At 69.3% G+C, this 21,257-nt stretch carries 20 protein-coding genes; 9 read left to right on the forward strand and 11 right to left on the reverse strand.

Annotated elements, in window-relative coordinates; all coding sequences use genetic code 11:
• Nucleotides 1-2: 2 nt before the first annotated feature.
• On the reverse strand, nucleotides 3-1,430 hold the full coding sequence (locus ACGFSB_RS10690; protein ID WP_393396859.1) for a glutamate decarboxylase: 1,428 nt from the start codon (nucleotides 1,428-1,430) through the stop codon (nucleotides 3-5).
• Between the two features lie 141 nt (nucleotides 1,431-1,571).
• Between ACGFSB_RS10690 and ACGFSB_RS10695 the strand changes: the two genes are divergently transcribed.
• Nucleotides 1,572-2,330, forward strand: a complete 759-nt coding sequence (locus ACGFSB_RS10695) for a MerR family transcriptional regulator (RefSeq protein WP_393396861.1) — start codon at nucleotides 1,572-1,574, stop codon at nucleotides 2,328-2,330.
• A 70-nt stretch (nucleotides 2,331-2,400) separates the two neighbouring features.
• Here ACGFSB_RS10695 and ACGFSB_RS10700 read toward each other — a convergent pair whose 3' ends face one another.
• Nucleotides 2,401-2,769: a YbjQ family protein gene (locus tag ACGFSB_RS10700; RefSeq protein ID WP_344518213.1), complete on the reverse strand. Its 369-nt coding sequence runs from the start codon at nucleotides 2,767-2,769 to the stop codon at nucleotides 2,401-2,403.
• Nucleotides 2,770-2,913: 144 nt separating this feature from the next.
• On the opposite strand from ACGFSB_RS10700, the gene ACGFSB_RS10705 reads away from it, so the two are divergent.
• Entirely contained in the window at nucleotides 2,914-3,606 is a 693-nt protein-coding gene (locus ACGFSB_RS10705; protein WP_393396862.1) for a DedA family protein, read from the forward strand.
• Between the two features lie 12 nt (nucleotides 3,607-3,618).
• On the opposite strand, the gene ACGFSB_RS10710 is transcribed toward ACGFSB_RS10705, so the two are convergent.
• Together ACGFSB_RS10710 and ACGFSB_RS10715 are read right to left on the reverse strand one after the other, a co-directional pair.
• Nucleotides 3,619-5,304, reverse strand: coding sequence for a threonine/serine exporter ThrE family protein (locus ACGFSB_RS10710; RefSeq protein WP_393396864.1), 1,686 nt, complete (start codon nucleotides 5,302-5,304; stop codon nucleotides 3,619-3,621).
• A gap of 130 nt (nucleotides 5,305-5,434) precedes the next feature.
• Entirely contained in the window at nucleotides 5,435-5,923 is a 489-nt protein-coding gene (locus tag ACGFSB_RS10715) for an inorganic diphosphatase (RefSeq protein WP_351172006.1), read from the reverse strand.
• Between the two features lie 85 nt (nucleotides 5,924-6,008).
• On the opposite strand from ACGFSB_RS10715, the gene dacB reads away from it, so the two are divergent.
• The 6 genes from dacB to folE all read left to right on the forward strand — a co-directional run bounded on the left by dacB (nucleotide 6,009) and on the right by folE (nucleotide 13,813).
• The gene (dacB, locus tag ACGFSB_RS10720; RefSeq protein ID WP_393396866.1) at nucleotides 6,009-7,604 is read left to right on the forward strand and encodes a D-alanyl-D-alanine carboxypeptidase/D-alanyl-D-alanine-endopeptidase; all 1,596 of its coding nucleotides are present in this window, start codon (nucleotides 6,009-6,011) and stop codon (nucleotides 7,602-7,604) included.
• Nucleotides 7,605-7,810: 206 nt separating this feature from the next.
• Nucleotides 7,811-8,929, forward strand: coding sequence for a zinc-dependent metalloprotease (locus ACGFSB_RS10725; protein ID WP_393396868.1), 1,119 nt, complete (start codon nucleotides 7,811-7,813; stop codon nucleotides 8,927-8,929).
• A 237-nt stretch (nucleotides 8,930-9,166) separates the two neighbouring features.
• Nucleotides 9,167-10,246: a tRNA lysidine(34) synthetase TilS gene (gene tilS / locus ACGFSB_RS10730; protein WP_393396870.1), complete on the forward strand. Its 1,080-nt coding sequence runs from the start codon at nucleotides 9,167-9,169 to the stop codon at nucleotides 10,244-10,246.
• Nucleotides 10,247-10,297: 51 nt separating this feature from the next.
• Nucleotides 10,298-10,858: a hypoxanthine phosphoribosyltransferase gene (gene hpt, locus ACGFSB_RS10735; protein WP_393396872.1), complete on the forward strand. Its 561-nt coding sequence runs from the start codon at nucleotides 10,298-10,300 to the stop codon at nucleotides 10,856-10,858.
• Between the two features lie 192 nt (nucleotides 10,859-11,050).
• Nucleotides 11,051-13,087, forward strand: coding sequence for an ATP-dependent zinc metalloprotease FtsH (ftsH, locus tag ACGFSB_RS10740; protein WP_393397041.1), 2,037 nt, complete (start codon nucleotides 11,051-11,053; stop codon nucleotides 13,085-13,087).
• Between the two features lie 120 nt (nucleotides 13,088-13,207).
• Complete coding sequence (gene folE / locus ACGFSB_RS10745) at nucleotides 13,208-13,813, forward strand: GTP cyclohydrolase I FolE (RefSeq protein WP_393396874.1); 606 nt, start codon at nucleotides 13,208-13,210, stop codon at nucleotides 13,811-13,813.
• Between the two features lie 32 nt (nucleotides 13,814-13,845).
• On the opposite strand, the gene ACGFSB_RS10750 is transcribed toward folE, so the two are convergent.
• The 6 genes from ACGFSB_RS10750 to ACGFSB_RS10775 all read right to left on the reverse strand — a co-directional run bounded on the left by ACGFSB_RS10750 (nucleotide 13,846) and on the right by ACGFSB_RS10775 (nucleotide 18,772).
• A complete protein-coding gene (locus tag ACGFSB_RS10750) occupies nucleotides 13,846-14,325 on the reverse strand; it encodes a DUF3180 domain-containing protein (protein WP_393396876.1) in 480 nt (159 codons plus the stop codon).
• Between the two features lie 71 nt (nucleotides 14,326-14,396).
• Nucleotides 14,397-15,008 (reverse strand): 2-amino-4-hydroxy-6-hydroxymethyldihydropteridine diphosphokinase, encoded by a 612-nt coding sequence (gene folK / locus ACGFSB_RS10755; RefSeq protein WP_393396878.1) that lies wholly within the window; start codon nucleotides 15,006-15,008, stop codon nucleotides 14,397-14,399.
• Nucleotides 15,005-15,364: a dihydroneopterin aldolase gene (folB, locus tag ACGFSB_RS10760; protein ID WP_160506392.1), complete on the reverse strand. Its 360-nt coding sequence runs from the start codon at nucleotides 15,362-15,364 to the stop codon at nucleotides 15,005-15,007. Before folB ends, folK begins: the two co-directional genes overlap by 4 nt.
• Nucleotides 15,365-15,497: 133 nt before the next feature.
• Nucleotides 15,498-16,022, reverse strand: coding sequence for a nuclear transport factor 2 family protein (locus ACGFSB_RS10765; protein WP_393396880.1), 525 nt, complete (start codon nucleotides 16,020-16,022; stop codon nucleotides 15,498-15,500).
• Nucleotides 16,019-16,891, reverse strand: a complete 873-nt coding sequence (gene folP / locus ACGFSB_RS10770; RefSeq protein ID WP_393396882.1) for a dihydropteroate synthase — start codon at nucleotides 16,889-16,891, stop codon at nucleotides 16,019-16,021. Before folP ends, ACGFSB_RS10765 begins: the two co-directional genes overlap by 4 nt.
• 30 nt (nucleotides 16,892-16,921) lie before the next feature.
• Entirely contained in the window at nucleotides 16,922-18,772 is a 1,851-nt protein-coding gene (locus ACGFSB_RS10775; protein ID WP_393396884.1) for a phosphatidylglycerol lysyltransferase domain-containing protein, read from the reverse strand.
• Nucleotides 18,773-18,942: 170 nt separating this feature from the next.
• Here ACGFSB_RS10775 and ACGFSB_RS10780 point away from each other — a divergent pair, with 170 nt between their 5' ends.
• Nucleotides 18,943-20,061, forward strand: a complete 1,119-nt coding sequence (locus tag ACGFSB_RS10780; RefSeq protein WP_393396885.1) for an alpha/beta hydrolase — start codon at nucleotides 18,943-18,945, stop codon at nucleotides 20,059-20,061.
• A 37-nt stretch (nucleotides 20,062-20,098) separates the two neighbouring features.
• Here the strand turns inward: ACGFSB_RS10780 and ACGFSB_RS10785 are convergent, their stop codons facing one another.
• Complete coding sequence (locus tag ACGFSB_RS10785; protein ID WP_393396887.1) at nucleotides 20,099-21,256, reverse strand: ABC transporter ATP-binding protein; 1,158 nt, start codon at nucleotides 21,254-21,256, stop codon at nucleotides 20,099-20,101.
• Between the last annotated feature and the right edge of the window lies 1 nt (nucleotide 21,257).

Here is a 21,257-nt window from a genome sequence, read left to right on the forward strand (position 1 = left end):
CCCTAGTGGTGGAACCCGGTGGCCGCGTCCTTGTCCCGCGTCATCGGGTGCGGCTGGTTCCGCAGTTCGGGCACGAGGCTGCTCAGGTCCGCGAGGAAGAGTTCCGCGAGGTCGGCTGTGAAACCGTTGCGGCAGACCACGCGCAGGACCGCCAGATCCTCCCGGTGGGCCGGGAAGGTGTACGCGGGAACCAGCCAGCCGCGCTCGCGAAGCCGCCGGGACACGTCGAAGACGTCGTACGCCTTCACATCGTCGAGCGTCGTGAAGGCGAACACCGGCAGCTGGTCCCCCCGGGTGATCAGCCGGAAGTCGCCGAGTGCCTCGATGCGTTCCGCGAGGCCGCGGGCGACGTTCCTGGCGGCCTGCTGGACGGCGCGGTAGCCCTCGCGGCCCAGGCGCAGGAACGTGTAGTACTGCGCGACGACCTGCGCTCCCGGCCGGGAGAAGTTCAGCGCGAACGTCGGCATGTCACCGCCGAGGTAGTTGACCCGGAAGACCAGCTCCTCCGGCAGCGCGTTCGCGTCCCGCCAGAGCGCCCAGCCGACGCCCGGATAGACCAGGCCGTACTTGTGGCCCGACGTGTTGATGGACGCCACCCTCGGAAGGCGGAAGTCCCACTCCAGGTCCTCGTCGAGGAAGGGCGCCACCATCGCGCCTGACGCGCCGTCGACGTGCACGGGGATATCAAGCCCGGTGCGCTCCTGGAGGTCGTCCAGGGCCGCGCAGAGCTCGGCCACCGGCTCGTACGACCCGTCGAAGGTGGAGCCGAGCACCGCCACCACACCGATCGTGTTCTCGTCGCAGAGCTCGGCCGCGGCCTCGGGGTCGAGGTGGAACCGGTCGCCCTCCATGGGGACCTGGCGGGCCTCGACCTCCCAGAAGTTGCAGAACTTGTCCCAGCAGACCTGGACGTTGACGCCCATGACGAGGTTGGGGCGCGCGGTGGGGGACGGATAGCGGTCGATGTTCCGCTCGGCCTTGGCCCAGCGGCGCTTGAGCGCCATCCCGGCGAGCATGCACGCCTCGCTCGACCCGGTCGTCGAGCAGCCGACGGCGCCCGCCGGATCGGGCGCGTGCCACAGGTCGGCGAGCATCGCCACGCAGCGCCGCTCCAGCTCGGCGGTGTGCGGGTACTCATCCTTGTCGATCATGTTCTTGTCCCGGCACTCCGCCATGAGGACGCCGGCCTGCGGCTCCATCCACGTGGTGACGAAGGTCGCGAGGTTGAGGCGGGAGTTCCCGTCGAGCATCAGCTCGTCGTGCACCAGCTGGTACGCCGTCGTGGGTGGCAGCGGCCCGTCCGGGAGGCGGTGCTTGGGCGGGGCCTCGGTCATGCCGCTGACCGGGTTGGCCTCTCCGTAGAAGGGGTTCACCGCGAGGGTGTGCTCCTTGGAGCCGCCGTTCGGGCCATCGCTGTGGTGGAGCGGCATGGGCGGTCTCCTCGTGCTCCTCGTGGCTGAGGTCTTCTGTTCCTGTTGGCGAGGATATGGGCGGCTGCCGGGGTCTGCACTTGCACCTCACGTGACGTGAGGACTCAGGCTGGAACGCGTACCGAGAGAGAGGCGGGAGCCGTGAGCTACTCCGTGGGACAGGTCGCCGGGTTCGCCGGAGTGACGGTGCGCACGCTGCACCACTACGACGAGATCGGCCTGCTCGTGCCCAGCGAGCGCAGCCATGCGGGCCACCGGCGCTACTGCGACGACGACCTGGACCGGCTGCAGCAGATCCTGTTCTACCGGGAGCTCGGCTTCCCCCTCGACGAGGTGGCGGCCCTCCTGGACGACCCGGATACGGACCCGCGCACGCATCTGCGCCGCCAGCACGAGCTGCTGACCGCCCGGATCACCAAGCTCCAGGAGATGGCCGCCGCCGTCGAGACCGCCATGGAGGCGAAGAAGATGGGCATCAACCTCACGCCCGAGGAGAAGTTCGAGGTCTTCGGGGACCACGACCCCGACCAGTACGCGGAGGAGGTCGAGCGCCGCTGGGGTCACACCGACGGGTACAAGGAGTCGCAGCGCAGGGCCGCCTCGTACACGAAGGAGGACTGGCAGCGCATCAACGACGAGCTCACCGCGGTCCACGCGCGCATGGGCGACCTGCTCGTCCAGGGCCTGCCCGCGGACTCCGCGGACGCGATGGACGTCGCGGAGGAACACCGCGGCTTCATCTGCCGCTTCCACTACGACTGCACGTACGCGATCCACACCTGCCTCGGCGAGATGTACGTGGCGGACGAGCGGTTCACGGCCACCTATGAGGCCATCCGGCCTGGGCTCGCGGTCTACATGCGGGACGCGATCCTTGCGAACGCGGCGCGGAACAGCTGATCGGTCACCGGTAAGGGGCACCCGGCCATGCCGGGTGCCCCTTACCGCTGCTCCTGTTACGGGCTTACGGCTACTGCTCCTGCGCGATCACGACCGCGGTCCCGTACGCGCACACCTCCGTGCCCACGTCCGCCGCCTCCGTGACGTCGAACCGCATCATCAGGACCGCGTTGCCGCCCCGCGCGCGTGCCTGCTCGATGAGGCGCTCCATGGCCTGGTTCCGGGTCTCCACCAGCGTCTTGGTGAGGCCCTTCAGCTCACCGCCGATCATGGACTTCAGCCCCGCGCCGATCTGGCTGCCCAAGTGCCGGGAGCGCACTGTGAGGCCGAAGACCTCACCGATAACCTGTTGTACGCGGTAGCCCGGTACGTCGTTCGTCGTCACGACCAGTACGTCGGAGTGCGGATCGGTGCCGCCGCCGAAATCTTCGATACCCATGGCACACAGCTTTGTCCCTGATGCCGCACAGTGCACTCTGGGCAGAGCGGTGGAACCTGGGCACGTCACCTCGCGTTGATAGCTTTGGGCGGCCACCCGGCCACCCCCGCCGCATCGCCCTCTCACCCTCAGGAGCCCGGAACAGTGACGACGCTTGCGCTCGGACCAAGCTGGCTGGATCCGGATTACCTCCTGAACACGTTCGGGATCTGGGGCCTGCTCGCGATCGTCTTCGCCGAGTCGGGCCTGCTCATCGGCTTCTTCCTGCCGGGCGACTCGCTGCTGTTCACGACGGGCCTGCTGATCACGACGAAGCAGCTGGACTTTCCGCTCTGGCTCTGTGTCGTCCTCGTCTGCGTCGCCGCGATCCTCGGCGACCAGGCGGGCTATCTCTTCGGCAAGAAGGTCGGCCCCTCGCTCTTCAACCGCCCGGACTCCAAGCTGTTCAAGCAGGAGAACGTGGTCAAGGCGCACGACTTCTTTGAGAAGTACGGCCCGAAGTCCCTGGTCCTCGCCCGCTTCGTGCCCATCGTGCGGACGTTCACGCCGATCATCGCGGGCGTCAGCGGCATGAAGTACCGCTCGTTCATCACGTTCAACATCATCGGCGGCGTCCTCTGGGGCGCGGGCGTCACGATGCTCGGCGCGTGGCTCGGCAACATCGAGTTCGTGCACAAGAACATCGAGGCGATCCTCATCCTGATCGTCCTGATCTCGGTGGTGCCGATCGCGATCGAGTTCCTGCGGGCGCGCAGCAAGTCCAAGAAGGCTGCCGCGGCCGAGGGCGACACCCCCGGGGAGAGCCCGGCGTCGCGCGGCCGTCACGCGAAGCGCTGACGCCACGTACTCCTAGAAGCCGCGCGTCCGCTTCGCCGCACGGCGGTTCGCCGCGGAGGTCGCGCCCGGGATCTTGAGGATCAGGCGCGAGACCTCGCTGCCCAGGTTCACGCCGATCGCGATGGCCAGGGCGGTGGCGACCGCCTTGGTGAGCGAGTTGATGCCCGTGTTCATGTCGTTCTGGGCGAGGGCGAGCAGACCGAAGTACGTCGCGCTACCGGGCAGCAGCGGGCCGATGGCCGCGGTGACGTACGGCAGTGAAGAGGCGAATCGGTAGCGCGAGAAGAGCTGCCCGAACAGGCCCACGAGCCCGGCGGCGATCGCCGTCGCCGCGACCGGTGAGAGTTCGATCGAGGTGTTCGCGAGCGCCCCGTACATGACCCAGGCGATCCCGCCGTTGAGCGTCACGATCAGTACGGTGTGCCGCTCCTGCTGGAGCAGGATCGCGAAGGCGAGGCTCAGCGCCATCGACGCCAGGATCTGGATCACCGGGCGCGACGGGACGTCCAGGAACGTCGTCTCCGGCTTCAGGCTCGTCGCGTCGAGCATCACGCCGAGCGAGAGCACCATCAGGACGCCGCAGACGATGCCCACGATGAGGTAGCCGACCTCGAGGAGCCGTGCGGCCGCAGTGATGTAGTAGCCGGTCAGGCCGTCCTGGACGCCGGCCACCAGGGCCCGCCCCGGAATCAGCGCGAAGAGCCCACCGGTGATCACCGCGGAGGCCCTGACCTCCTGGGAATGTATGAGGCTGAGCGCGACGCCCATCACCGCGGGCGGCATCGCCGCCCCCACGAACTGGTAGAACTCCGGAAGGCCGCGGCCCGCGCACAGCCAGGCGAGCCGGTCGCCGAGCATCGCGCCGATCGCCGCGACCACGAAGACCAGGGCGCCACCGCCGACGAGTACGGACGCCGAGCCCGCGAGCAGCCCGCTGGCCGCCGTGAGCGCCCAGCCGGGGTAGGGGTGGCGGTTACGGCGGATGCCCGCGAGGCGGCGGTAGGCCTCTTCGAGGGTGATGTCGGTGTCCGTGTCGCTGATGTCGTCCACCAGGTGGAAGACGGCCGCGAGCCGGGTGTAGTCGGTGCCACGGCGGCGCACCGTCCTGGAGGCCGTGACCGGGTCGTCCACCAGGGACGGCTGGTGCGAGATCGAGAGCAGCGTGAACGTCACGGTCGGCTCGCAGCGGTCGAGGCCGTAGCTGCGGCAGACGGCGAACATGGCCGCCTCCACGTCTTCCGCGCCCTCGCCGCCCGCGAGCAGCAGCTCGCCGATACGCAGCGTCAGGTCGAGCACGCGCGGCACGGCGGGCCCGGTCTCGTCCTCGTGCTTCTGTGACGCCTCCGGAGTGGGCCGTTCGGCGACCGGCATACGCAGCATCGTGCGCATCTGGTCCTGCCAGGGCGTCTCCTTGGTGAGCTTCACCAGGGGGATGCCGTGCGGGGGCGTGAAGGCGGCCGGAGCGTTGCGGGAGCTGTAGGTGTTCGGCGTGGTGAACGCCGACTTCTCGGTCTCCTGCGTGGTCGAAGAAAGGTTCGGCGAGAGGTTCGGCAGACCGGTCGGGACCGAGAACTCGGAGGTCGTCTGCGACTCGTCCTCGGGCGCCGCCGACTGTGGCACTACGCCGGTGGGCTGGGTGAACGCGCTGCGTGCCTCATCCGACTGTGGCTTGCGGTCCTCGTCCTCCTGGTCAGTCACTCTTCCTTGCCTCGCTCCCACATACGAACCGTGCGCACCTCCAGTACGAACAGTATGCGCACAGATACGCGAACGGGCCGCGTGGTCTCTGTGGAGATCACGCGGCCCGTTCGAGGCGGGGCGGGGGCGCTCAGTGGCCCTGGGCCTCGGCGCGCTTGTACGACTTCTCGATCTCGGCCTCGGCGTCCGTGCGGCCGACCCAGTCGGCGCCCTCGACGGACTTGCCGGGCTCCAGGTCCTTGTAGACCTCGAAGAAGTGCTGGATCTCCAGGCGGTCGAACTCGGAGACGTGGTGGATGTCGCGCAGGTGCTCCACGCGGGGGTCCGATGCCGGGACGCAGAGCAGCTTGTCGTCGCCGCCCGCCTCGTCGGTCATCCGGAACATGCCGATCGCGCGGCACTTGATGAGGCAGCCCGGGAAGGTCGGCTCGTCCAGGATGACGAGGGCGTCCAGCGGGTCACCGTCCTCGCCGAGGGTGTTCTCGACGAAGCCGTAGTCAGCGGGGTAGCTGGTCGACGTGAAGAGGCGACGGTCCAAACGGATCCGGCCGGTCTCGTGGTCCACCTCGTACTTGTTCCGCGAACCCTTCGGAATCTCGATGGTGACGTCGAACTCCACGGGTGGCTCCTCCATGATCAGCACATACTTCGGGTGGTTAAGTGTCCCTCACGCAGATGTGTGATCGCGAAAGGGGCTGGTCGTCGTGCCCGAGCTCAAGCCTTGGCAACAGACCCGGCAGCAGGTTCGGGAGCTGGTGGGGAAGCTTCCGAAGCCTTCGGCGCTTCAGCTCCCCGCCGCTCTCAAATCTCCGGCGAAGCTCAAGACATGGCAGCTCACAGCGGGTGCGGCGACTGTCGGACTCGCGATCGCGGCCGGTGCGGTCGCCGCGGCAGGACCTTGGGACTCCTCCGGTCAGCGTACGGCCGAGCGCGACTGGGCCGCTTCCCAGGAGAGCGGGGGTGGCGCAGATCACGGCGCTCGTACGTCCGGACGAGCGCCTGCGGCCGCCCCGAGCGCCCCCTCCGTGCTCAGCGGGCTCGGCGCTCCCGCCGGTTCCGCGCACGGTGGCTCCGCGCCCGCGCCTGACGGCAAGGCGCTCGCGGGTGTCCTCGACCCCCTCCTGAAGGACAAGGCGCTCGGCTCCGAGCGGACGGCTGTCGTCATCGACGCGGGCACGGGGAAGCAGGTCTACGGCAAGGGCGGCGGCGACACCCTGACGCCCGCGTCCACCACCAAGATCGCCACGGCGGTCGCGGCGCTGACCTCGGCGGGTGCCGACCACCGCATCACCACGAAGACGGTCATCGAGCCGGACTCGAAGGACGTCGTCCTGGTGGGAGGCGGCGACCCCACGCTCACCGCCCGCAAGGACGGTCCCTACGCGCAGAGCGCCGCGAGTCTGCGCGAGCTGGCCAAGGACACCGCGCGCGCTCTGAAGGACCGCGGCGCCGACAAGGTGACCCTGTCGTACGACACCTCTCTTTACGAAGGGCCCGAGCAGCACCCCATCGGCCCGAACGAGAACCTCACCCTGGTCAGCGCCCTGATGGCCGACGAGGGCCGCCTCGACGACTCCTCCAGCGGGCCTGCCCCGCGCACGGGCGACCCGGCGGGCGACGCGGCGAAGAAGTTCGCGGAGCTCTTGAAGGAGCAGGGCATCGAGACGGGCGCGGAGGGCAAGTCCAAGGACGCCAAGCACAGTAAGGACCCCGGCCCGTCCAAGGCGACCGGCCGAGCCGAGTCCCTGGCCAAGGTCGAGTCCCCGCCACTCTCGGCCCTCGTCGAGCGGATGCTGACGCACAGCGACAACGACATCGCGGAGGCCCTTGCCCGCCAGGCGGCGCTCGCGGCCAAGGAGCCGGTGAGCTTCGACGGCGCGGGCAAGGCGATCGACGCTCAGCTCAAGAAGGCCGAGCTGCCGCTGGCCGGAACGAAGTTCGCCGACGGAAGCGGCCTGGACCGCGCCGATCGCAACTCCGCCGACCTGCTCGCCGCGCTCCTGGCCCGCGCCGCCGACCCCGCCCACCCGGAGCTGCGCTCGGTGGTGACGGGCCTGCCGGTGGCCGGCTTCACGGGCACGCTGGTCGACCGCTACCCCAAGGACTCCCCGGGCACGGGCGTCGTACGCGCCAAGACAGGCACCCTGACGGGCGTGAACACCCTCGCGGGCACGGTCGTGGACGCGGACGGCCGCCTACTGGTCTTCGCCTTCATGACCACAGGCACCACGGACCCCAAGGGAGCACAGGCGGCGCTCGACCACATGGCGTCGGCGGTGGCGGGGTGCGGGTGTAGCTAGCAGCGCCGGGTAGCGCCCCGAAGGGGCGCGGGGAACTGCGCGACCAGCCACGACGGCGCGGCAGTCGGCCGCAGGGCCGTGTTCTCCCGACGGGCCCCGGACCCCCAGCAGGGCAGGCGGGGCAGGAGAGCCCCTAGGGGCGCCACCCGGGGAAGCTCCGGGTGCAACCCCCTCCGCAGCCGGACACGACCACGTACCGTTGACGCATGACGAGCATCGGTGGTGCGGAGATGGTCGACTGGAATCTCGCGGTGGCGACCGCGACGCGGCTAGTGAGGCCGGGTCCAGAAGTGAGCCGGGACGAGGCGCGGGCCATCGTCGCCGAGCTCCGGAAACATGCCAAGTCCTCGGAGGAGCACGTCCGTTCCTTCACCCGGATGGGCACCGAGGTCACCCATGACACCCCGGTGCTCGTCGTCGACCGGGCCGGGTGGATCCGGGCGAACGTCGCCGGGTTCCGGGAGATCCTCAAGCCCCTCCTGGACAAGATGCAGGACCGGCGCAGCGGCCCCGGGGGCGCCGTGCTCGGCGCGGTCGGCGGCAAGGTGACGGGCGTCGAGCTGGGGATGCTGCTCTCCTTCCTCGCCTCGCGCGTCCTCGGGCAGTACGAGACCTTCGCCCCGGCCACCCGCGACCTCCCGGCGGGGGAGAACGGCGGCGGCAGGCTCCTCCTCGTGGCACCGAACATCGTGCACGTCGAGCGCGAACTCGACGTGGATCCCCATGACTTCAGGCTCTGGGTATGCCTGCACGAGGAGACGCACCGCACGCAGTTCTCGGCCGTGCCCTGGCTGCGGGACCACCTGGAGGGGGAGATCCAGTCATTCCTCTCCGAGACCGAGGTCGACCCGATGACGGTCCTGGAGCGCATCAGGGAAGCGGCCCAGTCGTTGGCCGGCGGTCGTCCCGAGGGCGAGGAGGGCGATGAGGGCCGCTCCATCGTCGAGCTGGTGCAGACCCCCGCCCAGCGCGAGATCCTCGCCAGGCTCACGGCCGTCATGTCGCTCCTTGAGGGACATGCCGACTTCGTGATGGATGGAGTCGGCCCTGATGTGGTGCCTTCCGTCAACGAGATCCGGGAGAAGTTCCAACAGCGCAGGGCGCGCGGGGCGAGCCGCCTTGACCAGGCCCTGCGCAAGCTGCTCGGCCTCGACGCGAAATTGCGCCAATACAGGGACGGTGAGCGATTCGTGCGCGCGGTCGTCGGCGAGGTCGGAATGGACGGCTTCAACCGGGTGTGGACTTCGCCGAACACGCTGCCCACCAAGGCGGAGATCGCCAAACCGGCGGACTGGGTCGCGCGGGTGCACCGTAAGGGAGAGTGAGGGGCGTAGGGGAGCGAGTTGCGGCCGATGGCAGGAGAACGCCCCCGCAATCACCCGTCCGAGGGACCGTGAGCCATAGGTAGGCGTGCAATGCTCGGGTATCGGCTCGGCTCTGTCACCATCGACACACTCTGAGTGACTAACCTCGTGAGATCTGCCTGAGGCCCGATCTCCCGAGTGGTGGTCCTGAGTGACAGGTCCGAGGCTCACCCCCGAATTTCATGAAGGGAACCGGACATGGGTCCCCATCCTGCGGTCGCGGCGATACGCCTGGCGGTCCGCCGCGTACTCCACGACGTACTGACCGACGTACAGCGCACCGACAATCCGCGCACCCCCGAGAACGTCCCCCTACGCCCCGCTCCTCCCCACCCTCCCCGCGAGCAGGCGGCATCGCCACTCGTGCTCGTCGCATGTTCCGGCGGCGCCGACTCCATGGCGCTCGCCTCCGCCCTCGCCTTCGAGGCCCCCAAGCTCGGCATCCGGGCCGGCGGTGTCACCGTCGACCACGGACTGCAGGACGGGTCCGAGCTGCGCGCCGCTGAGGTCGTCTCGCGGCTCACCGCCCTCGGTCTCGACCCCATCGAGTCCGTCGCCGTGGACGTCGGCAGGGACGGCGGCCCGGAAGCCGCGGCCCGCGACGCTCGGTACGGGGCGCTCGACGCCGTCGCCGAGCGCCATGGCGCTGCCGCGATCCTGCTCGGCCACACCCGCGACGACCAGGCCGAGACCGTACTGCTCGGCCTCGCCCGCGGCTCCGGCATCCGGTCGCTCTCCGGGATGGCCGCCGTGTCCGGCGGGCCGGGGGCGGACCGCCGCTACCGCCGCCCGTTCCTGCACATCGACCGGCAGACGGCCCGAAAGGCCTGCATGGTCCAGTCGCTGCCCGTCTGGGACGACCCGCACAACACCGACCCCGCCTACACCCGATCCCGGCTGCGGCACGAAGGTCTGCCCGCCCTGGAGAAGGCGCTCGGCAAAGGCGTAGTGGAAGCACTCGCCCGTACGGCCCAGTTGTCCCGGGATGACGCCGACGCCCTGGACCACTGGGCCGCGCAGGCGGAAGCCTCCGTGCGCGACGCCGCGGGTCTCCTGGAGTGCGCCAAGCTCTACGCCCTGCCGCCCGCGGTGCGCCGCCGCATCGTGCGCCGCGCCGCCATCGACGCGGGCGCCCCCGCGGGTGCTCTGTTCGCCCGGCACCTCGAAGAGGTCGACCGGCTGATCACGGGCTGGCGCGGTCAGGGGGCCATCAATCTCCCGGGCAAAGTCGTCGCCCAGCGCCAGGGTGGCAGACTGGTGATCCGGCAAGGCTGTTGACCGAGGGGCTCCTGGCCTCCGCGCAGCCGGTGGGACGGACGACCGAAAGTGATGCGGGTGGACGCGAAAGACATGGGCACCGACCTTCAGTCGGTGCTCATCACCAAGGAAGAGATCGACGCCAAGCTGGCTGAGCTGGCCGCGAAGATCGACGCGGAGTACGCGGGCAAGGACCTGCTGATCGTCGGAGTGCTCAAGGGCGCAGTGATGGTCATGGCGGACCTGGCGCGTGCGCTGTCCACCCCGCTCACCATGGACTGGATGGCCGTGTCCTCGTACGGCGCGGGCACCCAGTCCTCCGGTGTGGTGCGGATCCTCAAGGACCTGGACACCGACATCAAGGGCAAGCACGTCCTGATCGTCGAGGACATCATCGACTCCGGTCTGACGCTGTCCTGGCTGCTCACCAACCTCGGTTCGCGCGAGCCCGCGTCGCTGAAGGTCTGCACGATGCTGCGCAAGCCCGAGGCGGCCAAGGTCGCGATCGACGTGGAGTGGGTCGGCTTCGACATCCCGAACGAGTTCGTCATCGGGTACGGCCTGGACTACGCGGAGAAGTACCGCAATCTGCCGTTCGTCGGCACGCTCGCTCCGCACGTCTACGGCGGCTGAGACCCGGCCTCCCGGCCAACTCCACGGAGGCGGCCGGGAACCCTCACCCGTTTCCCGGCGTTGGAGGATGCGAAGGCGGGTTTGGCAGCCGTCCCGTGCGGCTCCGGGTGACAATGCTGGGGTACCGTCCGAAGAACAGTCTTTATCAAACTCACTATGGCAGGAGGGACGGGGCGTCATCGCTCCGTATGGATGGACGTGAAGCGATACTTCCGTGGGCCAGTCATGTGGATCGTGCTGGCCGTCCTTGCCGTGGTCGTGTTGATGCAGGTCGTCGGTTCGTCCGGCGGCTACAAAACGGTGGATACCGGCCAGGTAATTCAGGCGATCAACGACAACAAGGTCGAGTCCGCCAAGATCACCACCGGTGACGAGTCGACCATCAAGGTCGAGCTCAAGGATGGCCAGAAGGTCAAGGACAGCAGCAAGATCCAGGCGAGCTACATCGGCGACCAGGGTGTCGCCATCGCCAAGACCTTGCAGGACAAGTACCAGGACAAGCAGATCCCGGACGGTTACACCGTCTCGCCGTCGAAGCAGAACCCGTTCGTCGGCATCCTGCTTTCCCTGCTCCCCTTCGTACTCATCGTCGTCGTCTTCCTGTTCCTGATGAATCAGATGCAGGGCGGCGGCTCCCGCGTCATGCAGTTCGGGAAGTCCAAGGCGAAGCTCATCACCAAGGACACCCCGAAGACGACGTTCTCCGACGTCGCCGGGTCGGACGAAGCCGTCGAGGAACTCCACGAGATCAAGGAGTTCCTCCAGGAACCGGCGAAGTTCCAGGCCGTCGGAGCCAAGATTCCCAAGGGCGTGCTCCTCTACGGCCCGCCCGGTACGGGTAAGACGCTCCTCGCGCGCGCTGTCGCGGGTGAGGCCGGCGTCCCCTTCTACTCGATCTCCGGTTCCGACTTCGTCGAGATGTTCGTCGGTGTCGGCGCCTCGCGTGTGCGTGACCTCTTCGAGCAGGCCAAGGCGAACGCCCCGGCGATCGTCTTCGTCGACGAGATCGACGCCGTCGGCCGGCACCGCGGTGCCGGTATGGGCGGCGGTCACGACGAGCGCGAGCAGACGCTGAACCAGCTGCTCGTCGAGATGGACGGCTTCGACGTGAAGGGCGGCGTCATCCTGATCGCCGCCACGAACCGCCCCGACATCCTCGACCCGGCGCTCCTGCGCCCCGGCCGTTTCGACCGGCAGATCGCGGTCGACCGTCCGGACATGCTGGGCCGTCTGGAGATCCTCAAGGTTCACCAGAAGGGCAAGCCGGTCGCCCCGGACGTCGACCTGGGCGCGGTCTCCCGGCGCACGCCGGGCTTCACCGGTGCCGACCTGGCGAACGTGCTGAATGAAGCGGCGCTCCTGACGGCGCGCGGCGACAGGAAGCTGATCGACAACCACGCGTTGGACGAGGCGATCGACCGCGTCGTGGCGGGTCCGCAGAAGCGGACGCGGATCATGTCGGACAAGGAGAAGAAGATCACCGCGTATCACGAGGGCGGACACGCCCTGGTCGCGGCGGCATCTCCGAACTCGGACCCGGTCCACAAGATCACGATCCTGTCGCGCGGACGGGCCCTCGGTTACACGATGGTCCTGCCCGACGAGGACAAGTACTCGACCACGCGTAACGAGATGCTCGACCAGCTCGCGTACATGCTGGGCGGGCGCGCGGCCGAGGAGCTCGTCTTCCACGACCCGACGACGGGCGCGGCGAACGACATCGAGAAGGCCACCGCGACCGCACGGGCCATGGTCACGCAGTACGGTATGACCGAGCGGCTCGGCGCGATCAAGTTCGGTGGCGACAACACCGAGCCGTTCCTGGGCCGCGAGATGGGTCACCCGCGCGACTACTCGGAAGAGGTCGCGGCGCTGGTCGACGAAGAGGTCAAGAAGCTCATCGAGACCGCGCACAACGAGGCCTGGGAGATCCTCGTCGAGAACCGCGACGTTCTCGACAACCTGGTCCTCCAGCTCCTTGAGAAGGAGACCCTGAACAAGGAGCAGATCGCCGAGGTCTTCGCAGGTCTCGTGAAGCGCCCGGCCCGCCCGGCGTGGACCGGTTCCTCGCGGCGTACGCCTTCGACCCGCCCGCCGGTGCTCTCCCCCAGGGAGCTGTCACTGACGAACGGTGCGAACGGCTCCACGCCCGCGGTGACCGCAGGCACGACGGACGCATCGCCCGCGGCCGGCATCGAGGTGGCCCCGGAGGACCGCCCCGAGAGCTGACACCGCGCGTCTCAGCAGGCCCGGAATGGATGCTGCGCCCCCCAGGTTCTAGCCTGGGGGGCGCAGTTTTTTCGTACGCACTGACGCACAGATGCGTGGAACGCTAGGAACGAGGCACAGATGACCGACCCCGTGACGCTGGACGGCGAGGGCGCGATCGGCGAGTTCGACGAGAAGCGAGCCGAGAACGCCGTGCGCGAGCTGCTGATCGCGGTCGGGGAGGACCCGGATCGCGAGGGCCTCCGGGAGACTCCGGGCCGTGTGGCGCGCGCGTACAAGGAGATATTCGCGGGGCTCTGGCAGCAGCCCCAGGATGTCCTGACGACGACGTTCGACCTCGGTCACGACGAGATGGTCCTGGTGAAGGACATCGAGGTGCAGAGCTCCTGCGAGCACCATCTGGTGCCCTTCCACGGTGTCGCGCACGTCGGCTACATCCCGTCGGCCGACGGCAAGATCACCGGCCTGTCCAAGCTCGCCCGCCTCGTGGACGTGTTCGCGCGCCGTCCGCAGGTCCAGGAGCGGCTGACCACGCAGGTCGCGGACTCCCTGATGGAGATCCTGGAGCCGCGCGGCGTCATCGTGGTCGTCGAGTGCGAGCACATGTGCATGAGTATGCGGGGGGTGCGGAAGCCGGGCGCCAAGACGATTACCTCGGCGGTGCGGGGGCAGTTGCGGGACCCTGCCACGCGCAATGAGGCGATGAGCTTGATCATGGCTCGATAGCACCCCCTACGGGGCGGCAGCAGCCGGTGAGGCTATGCCGCCGGGGCGGTCGCGTCGTCCTCGTCTTCCGGGAGCTTGCAGACTCGCTCCAGGAAGAACGCGGCAGCTATCACTCCGATGCCCGCGAGGACCGAGAGCCCGGCGTAGATCGCCTGGTCCCTGCGGGCGGGAATGTCCAGGTACTCCAGGAGGAAGGCGCCCGTGCCGCCGTACATCCCGGCGACGAGAGCGGCGACCAGCGCGCTCGACTGGCCGAAGACGACGGCGCGGGCGGCCATCATCGGCTCGACGCCCTTCGCGCCGGGGCGCCGCTCGCGCTGGGCGCGCAGCCGGGACCGCAGCGAGAGCGCCGTGGACAGCAGCACCACGGCGATCACCGCGAGCACGATGGGCGCGGCGAGCGGGACCCGCGGCAGTGTGCCGACGGAGTCCCACAGCCGGGCGCCCGCCCAGGACAGCACCCCGGCCACCAGGAAGAGGCCGGCCAGTGTCCTGATGCGCAGCTGCTTCACGGATGACCCTTCGTCGTCTTCGTCGTCGTACGGACCCGCTTGTCGTCGTGCGGTCCGATAGACCCTAACGACTACTCGGGCAGCCTGAGTTCCAGGTCGACACGGGGGGCGACGCCCTCGCGGGAGACATGGGAGAGCAGCTCGGCGACCGGGCCGTGTCCCGCCAGCTGGGCCTCGGGCTCCACGTCGTACCAGGGGGCGAGGACGAAGGCGCGCTCGTGCGCGCGCGGGTGGGGGAGCGTGAGGACGGGGTCGTCCGACACGACGTCTGCGTACGCCACGATGTCGACGTCGATCGTGCGCGGGGCCCAGCGCTCGTCCCGTACGCGGTGGAAGGCTTCCTCGACCGCGTGCGCCCGCTCCAGGAGTGAGGAGGGCGGCAGGGTCGTCTTCACCACGACGACCGCGTTGAAGTACGACGGCTGGCTGCCCGGCTCGACGCCCCAGGGCTCCGTCTCGTACACCGGAGAGACCGCCTTGACCCGCAGGCCCGGCGTGTCCTCCAGGGCGTCGATGGCGCCCTGGAGCGTCTCCAGGCGGTTGCCGAGATTGCTGCCGAGGGAGATCACGGCGCGTTTGGGGTTGGAGAGAGTGGTGTCGGCCGCGTCGACCTGTTCCACCACGGCGGTGGGCACCGGCTGGACGGTCGGGTCGCTCTGCCCTTGCGTGGAAAACGCGGTCATACTCGGCTCCGGGTGATGGTGACGGTCACATCGTCGAAGGGGACGGTGATCGGGGCGTCCGGTTTGTGGACGCACACCTCGACCTCCAGGACTCCTTCGTGCTTCAGACACGTCTGGGCGATGCGCTCGGCGAGTGTCTCGATGAGGTCCACGGGATCACCCTCGACGGCGGCCACGACCTCCTCGGCCACGACTCCGTAGTGCACGGTCTTCGCCAGGTCGTCGTCGGCGGCGGCCGCACGGGTGTCCAGGCCGAGAACCAGGTCCACGATGAAGGTCTGGCCTTCTTCGCGTTCCCGAGGAAAGACACCGTGGTGCCCGCGAGCCTTGAGGCCGCGCAGCGCGACACGATCCACGCGAATCACTCCTGCAATCGTCGGTATCGGCAGGCCTGCACCGAGTGCGGTCGGCACACCAGCCTCGATCGAATCTACCTGCGCGCACTGACAGTCCTTGCCCGCGGGGGCTCCTGGAGCGGCCCCTACCCACTCAGGAGGGTGACTCCTCGTCCTCTTCGTCGTCGGTTTCGGCGAGTACGGGTGAGGCGTGGTGCGACCAGAGCTTCCATCCGTCGAGTGTGCGGCGGAACACATTCGTGGCGACCACGAGCTGGCCGACGAGCGGGCCGAGCTCGCCGCCGCCCTCGGGGGGCGGGCCGCCGCTGAGGATGTTCTCCGTACAGGTCACCAGGGCGGTGTCACCGGCGACGCCGACGTGCACGTCGGTCAGGAAGAACTGGATGTACTCGGTGTTCGCCATGATCAGCGCGTACGACCTGAGGACCTCGCCGCGGCCGGTGAGGACCGGCCAGCCGGGGTGGACGCAGGAGATCGCGGCCGCGTCGTCCTCCGGGTCGTCGTCGATGCCCCGGTCGTCGGGGTCGTCCGGCTCCGGTGCCGCGTCCGTGTCGAGCCACAGGTCGGAGACCACGTCGAAGTCGCCGCGCTCGAGTGCTTCGTAGAAGGCCGTGTTGGCCAGCTCGACCTGCTCGACGTCGGTGCGCGCCCCGGTCACTGAGTGCCGCCGGCCGCGCTGGTCACGGCGTGTGCGACACGGACGGCGTCGGCGGTGGCCCGCACCTCGTGCACACGGACCGCCCAGGCGCCCTGGTGGGCCGCGATGGCGGAGACGGCGGCGGTGGCCGCGTCTCGCTCGCGGGCGGGCGGCGGCGCGCCCTCGGGGCCCGCGAGGACCCGGCCGAGGAAGCGCTTGCGGGAGGCGGCGACCAGGATCGGGTGGCCGAGCTCGCGCAGCCGGTCGAGGCGGGCAAGGAGCGCCAGGTCGTGCTCGACGTCCTTGGAGAAGCCGAGGCCCGGGTCGATGACGATGCGCTCGGGGGCGATGCCGCCGTCGATGGCGGCCCGCACGCGCGCGTGGAGCTCGTCGACGACTTCGGAGACCACGTCCTCGTAGACGGGCTTGGCGTGGATGTCGGCGAGGAAGCCGCGCCAGTGCATGACCACGAAGGGCGCCCCGGCGGCGGCGACGGCCGGCACCATGCGCGCGTCGGCGAGGCCGCCGCTGACGTCGTTCACCAGGACGGCGCCCGCGGCGAGCGCCTGCTCGGCGACGGTGGCGCGCATCGTGTCCACGGAGACCGTCACGCCCTCGGCGGCGAGACCCCGCACGACGGGGACCACACGGCGCAGCTCCTCGTCCTCGTCCACGCGCGAGGCGCCGGGCCGGGTCGACTCACCGCCCACGTCGACCAGGTCGGCGCCCTGGACGACCAGGTTGATGCCGTGCTTGACGGCGGCCGTGGTGTCGAACCAGCGGCCTCCGTCGGAGAAGGAGTCGGGTGTCACGTTGACGACCCCCATGACCGCGCAGCGGCCCCATTCCGGCAGCCCTGCGACCGATCCCCGCCCGCGCAACGTACTCATGCCTCCAGCCTAGGCCCGTCCGGGCGGGCTCTATGCCGCCCGGACCTCGTGCTCCGCGGCCCGGTGCGGGCAGGGGCGCCGCTGTGTGCTCGCCCGGCGCAGGAAGCGGGGGAGCGCCAGGGTGACGAAGCCCTCGGCCTGCATGGCCGCGAATCCGATGCGGGGGAGGTCCTTGGAGGAGCGGTAGACGACGAAGCGGGGCTCCCAGCGGGGGCGGAACTTCGCGTTGAACTTGTACAGGGACTCGATCTGGAACCAGCGCGACAGGAAGACCAGCAGGCCGCGCCAGGCGCGCAGGACCGGGCCCGCGCCGATCTTCTCGCCACGGGCGAGTGCCGCGCGGAACATCGCGAAGTTCAGTGAGACGCGGGTGATGCCGAGCTTCGGGGCGGCCTGGAGGGCGGCCACGATGAGCAGTTCGTTCATGCCGGGGTCGGCCGAGCGGTCGCGGCGCATGAGGTCGAGGGAGACGCCGTCCTTGCCCCACGGTACGAAGTGGAGGACCGCCTTGAGGTCTCCGTAGGGGCCCGGTTCCTCGTCGGCCTTGTGGGCGGTGGCGATCAGACAGTCGCCGTCCCCGGGGTCGCCGATCCGGCCGAGCGCCATGGAGAAGCCGCGCTCGGTGTCCGTGCCGCGCCAGTCGTCGGCGGCGCGCTGTATCCGCTCGAGCTCCAGCTCTCCGAGGTCACGCACGCGCCGTACGCGCGTCTCGTAGCCATTGCGCTCGATCCGTTTGACCATCTGGCGTACGTTGCGCATCGCACGCCCGGACAGGGAGAAATCCGCGACATCCACCACCGCCTCGTCGCCCAGTTCGAGGGCGTCGAGGCCGGTCTCCCGAGTCCAGACCTCGCCGCCCGTCTCGGAGCAGCCCATGACGGCGGGCGTCCAGGAGTGGGCCTTCGCCTCGTCCATGAAGCGCTCGATAGCGCCGGGCCAGGCCTCCACGTCACCGATCGGATCACCGCTCGCGAGCATCACTCCGGAGACGACGCGGTAGGTGACCGCCGCCTTGCCGCTGGGGGAGAAGACGGCGCCCTTGTCGCGGCGGAGCGCGAACTGGCCGAGCGAGTCGCGGGCGCCGTGCTTGTCGAGCAGGGCGCGCAGCTTCGTCTCGTCGTCGTCGGTGAGGCGTGCGGCCGGGTGCTCGGGGCGGAAGGCCAGATAGACAGTGGTGATCGCGGTGAGCAGGCCGAGCGCGCCGAGCGAGCAGGCGACCGTCCAGGACGTCCGTCCGTAGTAGTCGACCGGGCCTTCGAAGCCGAACAGGCCGTACAGGACGTGGGCGAGGCGGTCCGTGATGCTCGGGTCCCCGATGACCTTCCCCGGGTGGACACTGACGATCACCAGGCCGAGGAGGATGGAACCGGCCCCGAGGAGCACGAAGTTGGCCAGGGCGCGCCAGCGGCTGCGCGGGTCGGGCAGCGCGGTGAACTCGTTCCGATGGCGCAGCAGCAGTGTCAGGAGCGCGATCGAGATCAGTACGCCGATGACCGAGTGCCGGTAGGCGAACTGCGCCACGGCACCGGCCGGGAGCAGCACCACGGCAGCCCGCCAGGCCCGCCGCTTGTGGCGGCGGAGGCCGTGCGCGAGCAGCAGCAACAGGACGCCCGAGCTGAGCGCGAGGGCGGCGGCGAAGGGGCCGAGCGCGCCCGGCAGGACCTCGGCGATCGCGTGCATACGGCTGTGCCGGAAGCGGGGGAACACTCCTGCGGCTACATTCAGCAGGCCCACAAGGGTGCAGGCGCGGGCGACGAAGGTCGGTACGGCTTCGGGGCGGGGCCCGCGGAGCAGTCGTCCGAGTCTGCCGTCAGGGAGCCCGCCGGTACGGCGCCGGCCCTCGGGGCGGGTGCCCTCACTGTCCGGAACCCTGCCCGACATTTCCGCATCTATCCTGACAGACATCGCATCCCGTGGTTCTGCGAGAGACCTTGAATCCGGCAACATTGCGCCCTCTAGGACGGTCCTTCGGGGAGCCGGGTTCACTCCCCGACTGGAAAACCGTTGGAAAAGAACGACGGAACAGGCAGAAAGCGCAGGCAGAACACCCCATGGGTCTGACGAGCAACAAGCTTCTCGTGCTGGCGGTGCTCCTCGCCGTCCTGCTGTTCATCGGCACGGTCTGGCTCTGGCCGCGCCTGGCACGCCAGTCCTGGCGGGCCGTCATCGGCCGTATCGGGCTGCTCATCGCCACCCAGCTGGCGATCTTCGCCTCGGTCGGCCTCGCCGCCAACCAGGCATTCGGCTTCTACGCGACATGGGCTGACCTCTTCGGCCAGGAGACGAGCCCCGGTGTCGTCGTCGACCACGATCCCGCCAAGGGGCAGACGCCCGTCGAGGTGCGGAGCACCCGGCCGGTGAACGTGCCCGGCGGTGGCAGGCCGTCGACCGGCGGCCAGATCCAGAAGGTCGTCATCAGCGGGAAGGAATCGGACATAGCGAGCCCCGCCTATGTCTATCTGCCGCCCGAGTACTTCCAGCCGCGGTACAAGAGCCGCACGTTCCCCGTGTCCGTGGTGCTCACCGGCTATCCCGGCACGGCCGAGGCGCTGACCAAGGGCCTGCACTACCCGCAGACTGCCCACGCGCAGGTGAGGCGGGGCAAGATGCAGCCGATGATCCTGGTCATGATGCGGCCCACCGTGGCGCCGCCGAGGGACACCGAGTGCGTGGACGTCCCCGGTGGCCCGCAGGCCGAGACGTTCTTCGCCAAGGACCTGCCCGGTGCCATTTCCGAGCAGTACAGGGCGGGCACGAAGGCAGGGAGCTGGGGCGTCATCGGCGACTCCACGGGCGGCTACTGCGCCTTGAAACTGGCCATGCACCACCCCGATGTGTACGCCGCGGGTGCGGGCCTGTCCGCGTACTACAAGGCGCCCATCGACGTCACGACGGGCGATCTCTTCCACGGCGACAAGGAGTTGGAGCAGCGCGCCGACCTCATGTGGTACCTCGACCACATGCCGGCTCCCAAGACGTCTCTCCTTGTCACCACCAGCAAACAAGGAGAGGACAACTACGGGGAAACCGAGCAGTTCATCGACAAGGTGAAGTCGCCGACCAGGGTCTCGTCGATCACCCTCGACAGCGGTGGGCACAACTTCAACACGTGGCGCAGGGAGATCCCGGCCACGCTGGAGTGGATCAGCGGGCGGCTGAACGGCAAGTAGGCCTCAGCTCCCGAAGCAGGTCCTCCGAAGTGGTCCGTCAGCTTCCGCCGATGGCCGCGATGGTGTCCAGCTCGACCTCCCCGCGCGCGATGTCGCGGGCGTCCGCGGCCGTCGACCTACGGAGTGCCTCGTGCAGCCGGGCCGGGGTGAGGACGCCCAGGAAGCGGCCCTCGCTCTCCTTGTCGATGACCGCGATCCAGCCCGCGTCGTGCTGGAGCATCGTCGCGAACGCCTGCTTCAGGGAAGCGCCCACCGGAAGCCACGCCTCCATACGGCGGGCATGGTCCCTGACCGTCCCGGAGCCGCCGTGCGCGTGCTCCGCGGCGATCCAGCCGTGCAGGTTGTTCTCGCCGTCCAGGACGACCGCCCAGCGGGCTTCGAGCTTCGCGGGCAGCGGGTCGTCCAGGTGCAGGACGGGCGGCTGCTCCAGGTCGCCCTCCTCGATGGGCGTCACCGAGAGGCGCTTCAGGCCGCGGTCGGCGCCGACGAAGTCCGCTACGTAGTCGTTCGCCGGTGCGCCCAGGATCGTCGACGGGGTGTCGAACTGCTCGATGCGGCCGTTTCCGTAGACGGCCATGCGGTCGCCGAGGCGGACCGCTTCCTCGATGTCGTGCGTGACGAAGAGCACGGTCTTGCGGACGGCCTGCTGGAGGCGGAGGAACTCGTTCTGCAAGTGTTCGCGCACCACGGGGTCGACGGCTCCGAACGGCTCGTCCATCAGGAGCACGGGCGGATCGGCCGCAAGGGCGCGGGCCACGCCCACGCGCTGGCGCTGGCCCCCGGAGAGCTGCTCGGGGTAGCGGTCGCCGAACGTGGCGGGGTCGAGGCCGACCAGGTCGAGGAGTTCGGCCGCGCGCTCGCGGGCCTTGCCGCGCTTGACGCCCAGGAGGTGCGGGACGGTCGCCGTGTTCTCCAGGACCGTTTTGTGCGGGAAGAGGCCGACCTGCTGGATGACATAGCCGATGCGACGCCGGAGTTGGACCGGGTCGATGGTGGATATGTCGTCGCCTTCGACGTATATCCGGCCCTCGGTCGGCTCGATGAGACGGTTCACCATCTTCATCGTCGTCGTCTTTCCGCAGCCCGACGGGCCTACGAGCGTGACCAGTTCACCCTCGGCGACCTCGAAGGACAGGTCGTCGACGGCGGTGGTGCCGTCCGCGTACCGCTTGGTGACGTGCTCGAACCGGATCATG

This window comes from Streptomyces sp. NPDC048441, from assembly GCF_043200235.1.
In the GTDB taxonomy this organism is placed as follows: domain Bacteria; phylum Actinomycetota; class Actinomycetes; order Streptomycetales; family Streptomycetaceae; genus Streptomyces.

Coding starts and splice junctions, on each gene's coding strand:
- ACGFSB_RS10690 (WP_393396859.1), bottom strand. CDS start 1,430: ATGCCGCTCCACCACAGCGATGGCCCGAACGGCGGCTCCAAGGAGCAC.
- ACGFSB_RS10700 (WP_344518213.1), bottom strand. CDS start 2,769: ATGGGTATCGAAGATTTCGGCGGCGGCACCGATCCGCACTCCGACGTA.
- ACGFSB_RS10725 (WP_393396868.1), top strand. CDS start 7,811: ATGACGAGCATCGGTGGTGCGGAGATGGTCGACTGGAATCTCGCGGTG.
- tilS (WP_393396870.1), top strand. CDS start 9,167: ATGGGTCCCCATCCTGCGGTCGCGGCGATACGCCTGGCGGTCCGCCGC.
- hpt (WP_393396872.1), top strand. CDS start 10,298: ATGCGGGTGGACGCGAAAGACATGGGCACCGACCTTCAGTCGGTGCTC.
- ftsH (WP_393397041.1), top strand. CDS start 11,051: ATGGACGTGAAGCGATACTTCCGTGGGCCAGTCATGTGGATCGTGCTG.
- folE (WP_393396874.1), top strand. CDS start 13,208: ATGACCGACCCCGTGACGCTGGACGGCGAGGGCGCGATCGGCGAGTTC.
- folK (WP_393396878.1), bottom strand. CDS start 15,008: ATGACCGCGTTTTCCACGCAAGGGCAGAGCGACCCGACCGTCCAGCCG.
- folP (WP_393396882.1), bottom strand. CDS start 16,891: ATGAGTACGTTGCGCGGGCGGGGATCGGTCGCAGGGCTGCCGGAATGG.
- ACGFSB_RS10775 (WP_393396884.1), bottom strand. CDS start 18,772: ATGTCGGGCAGGGTTCCGGACAGTGAGGGCACCCGCCCCGAGGGCCGG.
- ACGFSB_RS10780 (WP_393396885.1), top strand. CDS start 18,943: ATGGGTCTGACGAGCAACAAGCTTCTCGTGCTGGCGGTGCTCCTCGCC.
- ACGFSB_RS10785 (WP_393396887.1), bottom strand. CDS start 21,256: ATGATCCGGTTCGAGCACGTCACCAAGCGGTACGCGGACGGCACCACC.